Raw genomic sequence first — 10,661 nt, 5'->3', positions numbered from 1 at the left:
GATCGACGAGAACTATTACAGTCCCGCCGCCGTCCGGCGCGTCGTGCCCTATCCCGGCAGCTTCTGGCCGGTCACCGGGCTGAATTCGCCGACCGTCAACAGCTCCGTGAACACCGGGGCGAACAACCTCGACGCCGCGATCCGCAACACCGAAGGTCCCATCTCGGTGACCGGCCAGAAGCTGCCGGGATAGGGCACGACGCGCCGGACGGCGGCGGGACTGTAATAGTTCTCGTCGATCTGCGGCTGCATCGCCGGGTTGAAGTGATACAGCGACCTGAGCGGGCCATACGGGGAGGGCTCCGTTCCGGGCACTATCAGCGCGGTGTCGGCGCCGGCGACGCCGTCATCGAAAACCGTTGTGCACGTCAGCATTCCCACGGCAACGGCCCCGGCGAGCAGTTTGTTCACGAACTCTCCTCGGGCCTTTCGGTCGACCTATAGCAGGGATGCTACCCCGCGCCGGCGCCGGTCAGTCCGAGGACGAGCATGAAGCAGCCGCCTGCCGCGACCAGGACGGCGACGTCGCGGTGGCCGCGGGATCGCAGCCAGGTTTGCAGCGCGGCCATGGCGGCCCGCGTCTTCTGCGGCGCGGCCAGGTAACCGATCAGGGGGATCTCGGCCACGGTGAATGCCACCAGGTTGAAGGCCAGCAGGGCCTGAACCTGGGCGACCGGGGCGGCATGCGAGGCCAGGATGGCCGCCATCGAGCCCATGTAGTTCGCCGACGGCAGCGACGCGCCCATCCCGCTGACCGCCGCCACGGTGAGGGAGTCGCCGCGCAAGAACACGCGTGCGCGGTCGGCCAGCCGCTGCCGGGCGTTCGGCGCCGCCCGATCCAGCAGGACAACTCCTCCGCCACCGCCGGCCGCCGCGTCGACGGGGCGGGCGACCCTGCGCAGTGACCAACTCGTGAACAACACCAGCGCGATCAGCAAAGCGACCACCCCGGAAGCGATCTGGACCTCCGCGACGCTCAGGTGGCCCACGACCGGCGCGGCCCGCAGGACGAAGAGCACCACGAGACCAGCGCCGACCCCCAGGGCGAATCCCCCGCACAAGAACACCAGCAGCTGCAAGAGCGGGCGCCGCCTGCTGAGCAGCAGGATCACCAAGCCGAGCCGTATCGGTTCGAAGATCACCGAGCCGGCCAACACCAGCACGGTGATCCACATGCTGGGCAACCGTACCGGACGCGGCCCGGGCCCGTCCGGAAACCCGCCCGGCCGACACCGTCAGCCGCTGAACTCCCGCGGGGACGGCAAATCTCGGTACCTTGTGTTCAGTCGGGCGTAATTCAGGCGTAACGCCCCACGGGGTTTCACAGCGCGGCTCCCAGCCAGAGCGGTTATGCTGAAGTTTCCCGCAGCTGAACCTGCGGCTGGAGAAATCCTGGGGGCGGCCGGACCTGCCGGTTCGGTGCCCGCCGTTATTTGGTGTCCACCAAAGGGTTTCGTGGAGGAGCGTGACCACGTTCAGCCGCGGCCAGCAGCGGGCGCGCCGGCAGCTCGGCTCCGTGGCATCGGCGCGGACGGTAGGTTGCCGGAAGCATCGCTTGGTGGGCCGCTCAGCTTGGGCTATGCCGAGCCGAATAGCGCGGAGGTGCAGGGTTTTCAGTGTTTGGCATAACGACACTCCGGGACTGGACACCGCAAGCAAGCCCCGTCGTCTGCTGGCATGCTTCCCCCGCAGCGAAGGCGAAAGCCGCAGAAGCGCCGGTCAGCCCGGTGCCACCCAGCTATCAGCAAACGCAACATCTTCGGCGCTACCGCGATCACGCCGCCCGGGGCCTGGACATGTCGCGCTTGATGATCTTCACCTGGGACGTCCCGGGCCGCTGTGACATCCGCGCGATGAATTACGCGGTCAACGCGCACATCCGTCGACACGACACGTACCACAGCTGGTTCGAGTACCGCGATGCGCGCCATATCGTGCGGCACACGATCGCCGACCCGGCAGACATCGAACTGGTCCCGATGGAGCACGGGCGACTGACGCCGGAGGAGTTGCGCGAGCACATCTCCACCCCGCAACCGCTGCAGTGGGACTGCTTCTTCTTCGGGGTGGTGCAGGGCGACGATCACTTCACCTTCTACGCGAGCATCGCCCACCTGTGCGTCGACCCGATGATCGTCGGCGTCCTCTTCACGGAGATCCACCTGATGTACGCGGCCCTGGTCGGCGGCGACGCACCGGTCGACCTCCCGGAGGCCGGCCGGTACGGAGATTACTGCGTACGGCAGCGGGAGGAGATGGACGCGTTGACGGCCGACTCCCCCGAGGTGCGCGCGTGGATGGATTTCGCCGCCGGCAACGGTGGCACGCTGCCGTACTTCCCGCTGCCCCTCGGCGACCTCGCGGTGCCCTACGCCGGAAAGCTCGTCACCGAGACGCTGCTGGACGAGCGGCAGACGGAGCGGTTCGAGCGGGCCTGCGTCGCCGCGGGCGCTCGGTTCAGCGGCGGGGTGTTCGGTTGCGCCGGCCTCACGCACCGTCACTTGACCGGCGCTGATTCGTTTTCCGTGGTGACCACCACCGACACCCGCAGGACGCCGACGGAATTGATGACGACGGGCTGGTTCACCGGCTTGGTTCCGGTCACCGTCGGCGTCGGTGCGGGCCTGTTCGAGGACGCGGCGCGCTCCGCGCAGACGTCCTTCGACTCGGGCATCGAATTGGCGATCGTGCCGTTCGACCGGGTGCTGGAGCTGGCCCCCCCGGAGGCCGGGCTGGGCAGGCCACGGCCCGGCAACTTCGTGATGTCGTTCCTGGACGCAAGCATCGCCCCGCTGTCGTCAGTTGCCAACTCGGACTTGAACTTTCGGATCTACGACGAGGGCAGGGTCTCTCACCAGGTCTCCCTGTGGGTGATTCGCCTCCAGCACGAGACCAAGGTGACGGTGCTGTTCCCCGACAACCCGGCCGCCCGCGAATCGGTGGGCCGCTACATCGACGCGATGAGGTCGGCTTACGTCCGGGTCGCCGACGGCGGGCGCAGCCAGCCCTTTGCGCACACACGCGCGCCGCTATCCGCGCTGACTTAGCAACTCGTCCAGGAGTGCGGTGAACTCTTCCGGCCGTGCCGGCGTGAAGGCGGGCCGGGGCCGAATCCCCGGCACGTCCAAGGTGATCAACGTCGATTTGAACGGTCTGCCGACGTCCAGTGGCAGCCAGCGACGGAAGTCGGAGCTGCCCCAGATCCGGAACCGTTGGGTGAACAATCCCAGCCACTCGGCCTTGTATCCCCGGACGGTTTCCAGCGCAATGACTTTCGAGGTTCCCGAAGGAAAGTGGTAGCGGCGCAACGTGATCGCTGCACGGTCCAGCTGGACCAGGCCGTCGTCGTAGGACTGGCCGCTCATGCCCGTGAACTTCGCAGCTGGTGGCCCCGCGCGGTCAGGCAGTGCCCGTCGTCCAATCGCCACTGCCAGCCATGCAGGTTGCAGGTCAACGTGTTGCCCTCGACCACACCGAATTTCGACAGGTCGGCCTTCAGATGTGGGCAGCGCCGCTGGATTTCCCAGCCGTCCAGCGTGACCGACGACGAATCGTCGTGCGTCTCGGCGAACCAACCGTCGGCGTAGGCGATCCGTTCGTCGGTCAGGCACTTGAAGAACGTGTACAGGTACTCGTTGTAGCCGCCGACGCGCCACGCCCGGAACCGGGTGGACAAGAAGATGGTGTTGACCCAGTCCGGTTCCCGGTCGCGCAGCACGGTGCGGACCAGCTCCGGCGCGATGGCGAACCCGTAGCGGAACTTCTCGTCGGGAACGGGTTCGCGCACCGCACGTTTCGGGAAGTCGAGGACGACGGTCTCCGGCCCGATCACGAGTTCGACGGGATAGCCGATCCCGTCGCAGATCTCGTCACTCTGCGACATGATCGGCTCGAACAGCGCGCGCAGCTGCTCGAGCAGCGGCTCTCCGGCGGCGGGGGCCCAGCTCGCCCGCTCCGCGGCGACGACGGGCGCCATCCGCTCGGCGTAGTCGGCGATGTAGCCCTGTTTCCCGGTGGTGAAGATCGCCTCGACCTGGTCATCGGGCAGCGGGTGGCGCAGCGAGTTCAAGGCGGTGCCGGCGAAGTCCGCGGTGGAGCCGGGGATCATCAGCAGGCCACCGTCGTGCCCGTGGCCGCGCATCTGGTCGAGGAACACCATCTGGTCCGGAAAGATGTTGGCCGCATCGTCGTGGTCGTCGTTGAGATGACGCAGCTCGGGGTCCAGGAAGCAGGGCGGCCCCGCCGACGGGATGACCCACGTCGCGCCCACCTGGGCGATGTACTGGCGGGCCCGGTCCATCTGCCGCTGCCGCTTCTGGACACCGAACGACTCCTTGGCGCGGGCCGGCATGTCGTAGACCATCGGGTACCAGATCGCGCCGGAGTACTGCAGCATGTGCACGTCGATGCGACCGAACGCCGACTCCAGCACGTCCAGGTCGACCGGCCGGGCGTCGTTCATGTTGAAAGCCGTTGTCTCGCCGTCGGAAACCACCAGAGCGGAATCACCGAGCGGACCGTCGGCCGGCGCCCGCAGGGCGATGATCATGACGTCGAGGTCGCCCTTCGGGCCGCTGATCCGGTGCTTGACCGAGGTGGTGGTCTCGAAGAACCGGTGGAAACCCAGCTCTTGCAGCGCGTTTCGCAGGTCGGGGACCGGGAAGTCGGGCAGCAGCACCACCGCGTCCTTGTTGACGTGCTCGGCCAGGTTCTTGGGGTCGAAGTGATCCTTGTGCAGGTGCGAGACATAGAGATAGTCGCAGTCGCCGAGCCTGTCCCAGTCCAGCCCGCTGTTGTCGGGAAACGGGAACCACGACGCGAAGTACGCGGGATTGACCCAGGGGTCGCAGAGGATGCGGCCCGCGGGGGTCTCGATCAGAAATCCGGCGTGACCTACGCTGGTGACCTGCACAAAAACCTTCCTGGGTCCGTAGCGGCCCCATGGCCGGGTAACGGTTTTCCAGCCCCCGAGCTTAGCGCGAGGTGGCATCGCCGGCCTGCCACAGCCGTCGGTAGAAGTCGATGCGTTCCGGATCCGGCTCGACTCCGTAGGCGGCGAAGAATTCCGTGTCCCAGGCCCGGCCTGGGAAATTCCAGCCCAGTGACAGGGTCGCGACCGCGAGGTCGGCCCACCGGTCGGCCACACCGAGGTCGCCGAGGTCGACGTGTCCGCAGTAGCGGCCGCGCTCGTCGATCAGGATGTTGGGTGCGCACGCGTCGCCGTGGCAGACCACCAGTCGGTCGATGGGCGGTTGGCCGCCCAAGCCCGAAGCCGCGGCGGGTGGCAACGTGGCCAGCCGGGTGGCCACGGACCAGTCGAAGGGGCAGGACGACACCGGCAGCCGGTCGTGCAACGTGCGCAGGCCGACGCCGATCGCCCGCACCGCGAGTTCGGGTGTGGCGCGAAGGCGGGGATGCACGGCCGATACGCCGGCTAGTCCCCGGGTGCGCAGCCAGGCGCTGCGCCCGTCGACGCCGGAGCCCAGCACCGGCGGCACCGTCACGTACTTGCCCGCCCAGCGCAGGCGGGCCGCTTCGCCGGCAAAGTCGGCGGCGCGGGCGTCGGCGACCTTGACGAACTCGGCTTCGGCGTCGTCAGTGCCGATCCGGAAAGTCACACCGCCGATTTCGTTGACCCAGACGGCGCGCACCGCTCGGCCGGCGGCAAACTGGCGGACGATCGCGGGTGGCGGAACGGGTGACGCCGGGAAGGTCAAGGGACCGCCTCTTTTCGGCATGTCGGGTGACTCACAGCCGGGAGCACTAGGCTGATCAGCTGTGGAACCGGTATACGGGACTGTCATTCAACTTGCCCGCTTGACTTGGCGATTACAGGGTCTCAAGATCACCGTCGCGGGCGTCGAAAACCTGCCCAAGAGCGGTGGGGCGGTCATCGCCATCAACCACACCGGCTACCTCGACTTCACGTTCGCGGGCCTGCCCGCCTACCGGCAGGGTCTGGGCCGCAAGGTGCGGTTCATGGCCAAGCAGGAAGTGTTCGACCACAAGATCACCGGGCCGATCATGCGCAGCCTGCGGCACATCTCCGTGAACCGGCAGGACGGCGCCGCCTCCTACGAGGAGGCGGTGAGGAATCTCAAGGACGGCGAGCTGGTCGGCGTCTATCCGGAAGCCACCATCAGCCGCAGCTTCGAGATCAAGGAATTCAAGTCGGGGGCCGCCAGGATGGCGGTCGAGGCGGGGGTGCCGATCGTTCCGGTGATCGTTTGGGGCGCGCAGCGCATCTGGACCAAGGGCCACCCCAAGAAGTTGCTGCGCCCGAAGGTGCCGATCATCGTGCTCGTCGGTGAGCCGATCGCACCGACGCTGGGCGTCGAGGAATTGAAGGGGCTGTTGCACTCGCGGATGCAACACCTGCTGGAGCGGGCCCAGGAAATGTACGGGCCGCATCCGGCCGGGGAGTTCTGGGTGCCGCGCCGGCTGGGCGGCAGCGCCCCGTCGCTGGCCGAAGCCGCCCGGATGGACGCCGAGGAGGCGGCCGCTCGCGCGGCTCGCCGCGCTCGACCCGCGGGAGCGCCGGAGTAGCAATCGATGGTGGAGCCCGTCTTCCGCACGCTCGAGATCCTGGCTCGGCTGGTGGTCGTCGCCACCGACACCCAGATCTCGTACGGAGGCGAGGAACACATCCCCGGCACCGGTGGCGCCGTGATCGCGATCAACCACACCAGCTATGTCGACTTCCTGCCCGCCGCGCTGGCCGTCCATCGCCGGGGTCGCCGGCTCAGGTTCATGATCAAGGCCGAGATGCAGCAGGTGAAGATCGTCAACTTCCTGATCAAGCACACCCGGACCATTCCGGTGGACCGGGGAGCGGGGGCCGGCGCGTACGCGGTGGCCGTGCGGCGGCTGCGCGAGGGCGAGCTGGTCGGGGTGTACCCGGAGGCCACCATCAGCCGCAGCTTCGAGCTCAAGGAATTCAAGTCGGGCGCCGCCCGAATGGCGATCGAAGCGGACGTCCCGATCGTTCCGCTGATCGTCTGGGGTGCGCACCGGATCTGGACCAAGGACCACCCGCGCAACGTGGGCCGCGCCAAGGTACCGATTAGTGTGCAGGTGGGCGCGCCGGTGCGGGCGGCCGAAGACATCGCGCGGACCGACGCCGCGCTGCGCGAATCGATGACCACGCTGCTGCACCAGGTGCAACGGGGCTACCCGCACGAACCCGGGGCGTATTGGACGCCGCGCCGGCTGGGCGGAGGAGCACCGACCATCGCGGAGGCCGCCCGGATGGAGGCAGACGAGGCCGCGGCACGGGCCGCCGGTCGCAGTGGACGGCCGTCGCGGTAGGCGAAGGAGAAGACATGCCCGAGGGGTTTTACCGGTTGTGCGAGTGGATCGTTCCGCCGATGGTCGCGGCGCAGGGGACGACGTTCACCTATCGAGGCCTGGAGAACATCCCCGACCGCGGCGGCGCGCTGTTGGCCCAGAACCACACCAGCTACCTCGACTGGCTGCCGACGCTCCTCGCCGTGCGGGAACGGCGCCGGCGCGCCTACTTCATGATCAAGGCGGAGATGGCAGAGGTGAAGGCGGTCAACTACGTGATCAACCACGCTCGGCTGATCCCGGTGGACCGCAGGAGCGGGCACGACGCGCTCGAGGTGGCCGTACAGCGCCTGCGGGAGGGCGAGCTCATCGGGATGCACCCCGAAGCCACGATCAGCCGTAGCTTCGAGCTTCGCGAGTTCAAGACCGGCGCGGCCCGGATGGCGCTGGACGCGCAGGTGCCGATCGTTCCGATCGTCGTCTGGGGTGCCCATCGGATCTGGCCCAAGGATCATCCGAAGAAGGTGTGGCGCAACAAGGTTCCGATCACCGTCGCCGCGGGGCGGCCGCTGCCGCCGCAGGGCACGCCCGAGCAGCTCAACGCGGTGCTGCGCGGGGCGATGAACGAGTTGCTGTACCGGGTGCAGGAGGAGTACCCGCATCCCGAAGGAGAGTTCTGGGTGCCGCGACGGCTCGGCGGCGCCGCGCCCACCCAGGAGGATTCGCGGGCGATCCGCCTGTCGGAGTTGCAGGCCCGGATGCAGAAGTACGGCACCGACGGCGTGACCCGACCGGGACAGAACCAGAGCGGCGTCCATTGATCAGACCGGCGAGCTGCGAAGGCGGGCCGTCCCGATGACCCTGCCGGCGCTCATAGCCTGCGACGTCGACGGCACCCTGTTCGACGACAACGAGACCATCACCCCGCGCACCCGCGATGCCGTGCGCGCGGCCGTCGCCGCCGGCGCGACGTTCGTCGTGGCGACCGGCCGGCCGCCCCGGTGGATACGCCCCGTCGTCGACGCGCTCGGCTTCGCGCCGATCGCGGTGTGCGCCAACGGTGCCGTCATCTACGACCCTTCGGCCGACCGGGTGGTGTCGACGCGCACGCTGCCGGTCGACACCCTGGCGGAGCTGGCGGAGCTGGCGACGCGCGTCATCCCGGGCGCGGGCCTGGCCGTGGAGCGCATCGGCGAGCGCGCCCACGACACGGCGACCCCCCAGTTCATCAGTTCGCCCGGCTACGAGCACGCCTGGCTGAACCCGGACAACACCGAGGTGTCGATCGAAGACCTGCTCAGCGCGCCGGCGATCAAACTGCTGATCCGCCGCAGCGGGGCCCGCAGCGCCGACATGGCGGCCGAACTGGCCAAGCATGTCGGCCTCGAGGGCGACATCACCTACTCCACCAACAACGGACTCGTGGAGATCGTGCCGCTGGGCACCAGCAAGGCCACCGGTGTCGACGAAATCGCCAGGCCCCTGCAGATCACCAGCGGGGAGGTGGTGGCGTTCGGCGACATGCCCAACGATCTGCCGATGCTGCGCTGGGCCGGCCATGGGGTAGCGATGGGGAATGCCCACCCCGAGGTGCTCGCCGCGGCGGACGAGGTCACCGCCGCCAACAACGATGACGGGGTGGGCCGGGTGCTGGAACGTTGGTGGCTCTAGCGTCTCGCCACTAGGTGGCGGAGGGGTGCGCGGGCAGCGAGAAATGTTCTGGCGCGACGGTCGGTCCGCTCGGTGATTGCGTTGTGAGCGGGGTCGTGATCCCCTCCGCGACCTCCGTGACGTTTCCGGTGAGCCGCTCGTAGTTCAGCGTGCCGTGTTGGAAGTTCTGCGTGATCTGCAGCGGCTCTTGAATTTCCGCGCTGGTCGGCAAGCCGAGCGGGCCGCGTTCGTAGCTCAGCGAGGCCCAGGCGTCGTAGATCGCGCCGGTGACGGGTTGGGCGCCGGTTTCGGGCGACCAGTACATCGCACCCCGGGCGAACGTCACGTACCGCGCGTCCCCCTCCGCGCTGTCTTCCGGCGACGTCGGCGCGCCCAGCACGCTGTTCATGGCACCGATCGCCTGCCAATGGTCATAGATCGCGCCGCCCTGTAGCGCCTTGATCAGTTCCTCCGGGGGGTCGTTGAAATGCGAAGCGACGTCGCGCACTTCGTCCATGAGCGCGTAGGCGGCGTTGCCCGGGCAATCGGTGTTGCCGACATCGCGGTGGGTGAAGATCGTCGGCAGCGTCGCGACCGAACCGGCCGCGAAGGTGGTGTAGTGGCTGCCCGCCGACTCCAATGCCACCGTGCCCTTGGGGTCGACGCCGTCCAGGCCCAGCCGCCAGCCGAGCAGTCGGCCCAGCGTGCGCAGCTGGATCGGCGTCGGCGGTACGTCGTCGAAATTGCCGATCATCGCCACACCCCAGGTGTTGCGGTTGAACCCGCCGGTGTGGAAGGCCTCGACCGCTTTGGTGAGCCCACCGGCGCTGCCCTCGAAGACCTGGCCGTACTTGTCGACCAGTGCGTTGTAGGCGATGTCGCACCAGCCCAGGGTCTTGCTGTGATAGGTGTAGATGGCTTTGACGATCCCGGCCGATTCCAACGGCGAATAGTCGTTGCTGCCCGCGGTGTGGTGCACGACGGCGGCGCGAATCCCGTTGTCGTACTGCGGACTACCGCATCGCAGCGACTCGTCGGCGCCCCACTCCGCCCGGCTGATGATGGCGGGCGCCTGGCCGGGCATCAAGACTCCCGACGGCGGCGTCCATTGCTTCTTCGGCGGCGCTTGCGGCGGGGAGATGAGGATGGCGGAGATGTTCTGCCCGAAGGGTTGTTCCCGCGACGCTGGCTTGTAGCCGAGGCCGGTGCCGGTGGCGGGCGCGGGCGGCCCCTGGGTCACCGGCGCATCGATCGGCCGGGTGACCGCGATCTGGACGGTCGTGGTGGTGCCGACGAACACCGGATCGGTGCCCCGGGGCCCCTCGAGTGACCCGGCCGCCGTCGCCCCGTCGGGCGCCGCGGTCTCGTACTCGGTCTGATACCAGGGCCCCCACGAACCGTCGGGGTGTTTCGCCCGTACCCGGGTCGACGTGCCGGCCAGGTCGCCGGTGAGCGCGACGAGTGAAAACGGGGTGGCCTGGCTGATGTCGCGAACTGTGACGCCGCCGCCCAGCCCGATCAGCGGCTGTTCGGCCAGCTGGGTGCCGTGGGCGGGCGGCGGGTCGGCGGTGCCGCGATCGCGCGTCGTGTCCGCCACCCAGGAGACGATGACCACGGTCGCCGCGATGGCGGTGAGCAGCGTCGTCGGCCCGCGACTAGGAGACACCAGGCGATGTTACTTGTGTTTCTGATGTTAATGATGAGACGACACGAACTGGGCGGTG

11 protein-coding genes and 1 pseudogene are annotated in these 10,661 nt (G+C 68.3%); 6 read left to right on the top strand and 6 right to left on the bottom strand.

Features of this window, described 5'->3' with window-relative positions:
• Window positions 1-43: 43 nt before the first annotated feature.
• Window positions 44-193 (top strand): PE-PPE domain-containing protein, encoded by a 150-nt coding sequence (locus tag A5713_RS27345; protein WP_369804373.1) that lies wholly within the window; start codon window positions 44-46, stop codon window positions 191-193.
• Here A5713_RS27345 and A5713_RS29635 read toward each other — a convergent pair.
• Both A5713_RS29635 and A5713_RS05970 read right to left on the bottom strand, forming a co-directional pair.
• A pseudogene (locus A5713_RS29635) lies at window positions 166-411 on the bottom strand (PE-PPE domain-containing protein); the annotation flags it as partial. The gene A5713_RS27345 and the pseudogene A5713_RS29635 sit on opposite strands and share 28 nt — an antisense overlap.
• A 41-nt stretch (window positions 412-452) precedes the next feature.
• The gene (locus A5713_RS05970) at window positions 453-1,175 is read right to left on the bottom strand and encodes a GAP family protein (protein ID WP_067922070.1); all 723 of its coding nucleotides are present in this window, start codon (window positions 1,173-1,175) and stop codon (window positions 453-455) included.
• A gap of 441 nt (window positions 1,176-1,616) precedes the next feature.
• On the opposite strand from A5713_RS05970, the gene A5713_RS05965 reads away from it, so the two are divergent.
• On the top strand, window positions 1,617-3,047 hold the full coding sequence (locus A5713_RS05965) for a condensation domain-containing protein (RefSeq protein WP_067922068.1): 1,431 nt from the start codon (window positions 1,617-1,619) through the stop codon (window positions 3,045-3,047).
• On the opposite strand, the gene A5713_RS05960 is transcribed toward A5713_RS05965, so the two are convergent.
• The 3 genes from A5713_RS05960 to A5713_RS05950 form a co-directional block, all read right to left on the bottom strand.
• Window positions 3,030-3,365 (bottom strand): hypothetical protein, encoded by a 336-nt coding sequence (locus tag A5713_RS05960; RefSeq protein ID WP_068093586.1) that lies wholly within the window; start codon window positions 3,363-3,365, stop codon window positions 3,030-3,032. The genes A5713_RS05965 and A5713_RS05960 overlap by 18 nt on opposite strands.
• Window positions 3,362-4,912 (bottom strand): MBL fold metallo-hydrolase, encoded by a 1,551-nt coding sequence (locus A5713_RS05955; RefSeq protein WP_067922075.1) that lies wholly within the window; start codon window positions 4,910-4,912, stop codon window positions 3,362-3,364. Before A5713_RS05955 ends, A5713_RS05960 begins: the two co-directional genes overlap by 4 nt.
• Before the next feature lie 61 nt (window positions 4,913-4,973).
• The gene (locus A5713_RS05950; protein WP_068093581.1) at window positions 4,974-5,717 is read right to left on the bottom strand and encodes a phosphotransferase; all 744 of its coding nucleotides are present in this window, start codon (window positions 5,715-5,717) and stop codon (window positions 4,974-4,976) included.
• Window positions 5,718-5,778: 61 nt separating this feature from the next.
• Between A5713_RS05950 and A5713_RS05945 the strand changes: the two genes are divergently transcribed.
• Genes A5713_RS05945 through A5713_RS05930 form a run of 4 tightly spaced genes read left to right on the top strand, consistent with a single transcriptional unit; the run spans window position 5,779 to window position 8,958 of the window.
• Window positions 5,779-6,546 (top strand): 1-acyl-sn-glycerol-3-phosphate acyltransferase, encoded by a 768-nt coding sequence (locus tag A5713_RS05945; protein ID WP_067922060.1) that lies wholly within the window; start codon window positions 5,779-5,781, stop codon window positions 6,544-6,546.
• 6 nt (window positions 6,547-6,552) lie between these two features.
• Window positions 6,553-7,308, top strand: a complete 756-nt coding sequence (locus A5713_RS05940; RefSeq protein WP_067922057.1) for a 1-acyl-sn-glycerol-3-phosphate acyltransferase — start codon at window positions 6,553-6,555, stop codon at window positions 7,306-7,308.
• Between the two features lie 14 nt (window positions 7,309-7,322).
• Window positions 7,323-8,108: a 1-acyl-sn-glycerol-3-phosphate acyltransferase gene (locus tag A5713_RS05935; protein WP_068093579.1), complete on the top strand. Its 786-nt coding sequence runs from the start codon at window positions 7,323-7,325 to the stop codon at window positions 8,106-8,108.
• Window positions 8,109-8,142: 34 nt separating this feature from the next.
• Entirely contained in the window at window positions 8,143-8,958 is an 816-nt protein-coding gene (locus A5713_RS05930; RefSeq protein ID WP_067922050.1) for a Cof-type HAD-IIB family hydrolase, read from the top strand.
• 10 nt (window positions 8,959-8,968) lie between these two features.
• Here the strand turns inward: A5713_RS05930 and A5713_RS05925 are convergent, their stop codons facing one another.
• Window positions 8,969-10,603: an LGFP repeat-containing protein gene (locus A5713_RS05925; RefSeq protein WP_197509183.1), complete on the bottom strand. Its 1,635-nt coding sequence runs from the start codon at window positions 10,601-10,603 to the stop codon at window positions 8,969-8,971.
• Window positions 10,604-10,661 lie beyond the last annotated feature (58 nt).

The organism is Mycobacterium sp. E2497, assembly GCF_001668695.1.
Classification (GTDB): domain Bacteria; phylum Actinomycetota; class Actinomycetes; order Mycobacteriales; family Mycobacteriaceae; genus Mycobacterium.
Note: the sequence above shows the minus strand (reverse complement) of the source record. Positions and strands in the feature narration are given on the sequence as shown.

Coding starts and splice junctions, on each gene's coding strand:
- A5713_RS05970 (WP_067922070.1), bottom strand. CDS start 1,175: ATGTGGATCACCGTGCTGGTGTTGGCCGGCTCGGTGATCTTCGAACCG.
- A5713_RS05960 (WP_068093586.1), bottom strand. CDS start 3,365: ATGAGCGGCCAGTCCTACGACGACGGCCTGGTCCAGCTGGACCGTGCA.
- A5713_RS05940 (WP_067922057.1), top strand. CDS start 6,553: ATGGTGGAGCCCGTCTTCCGCACGCTCGAGATCCTGGCTCGGCTGGTG.
- A5713_RS05935 (WP_068093579.1), top strand. CDS start 7,323: ATGCCCGAGGGGTTTTACCGGTTGTGCGAGTGGATCGTTCCGCCGATG.
- A5713_RS05930 (WP_067922050.1), top strand. CDS start 8,143: ATGACCCTGCCGGCGCTCATAGCCTGCGACGTCGACGGCACCCTGTTC.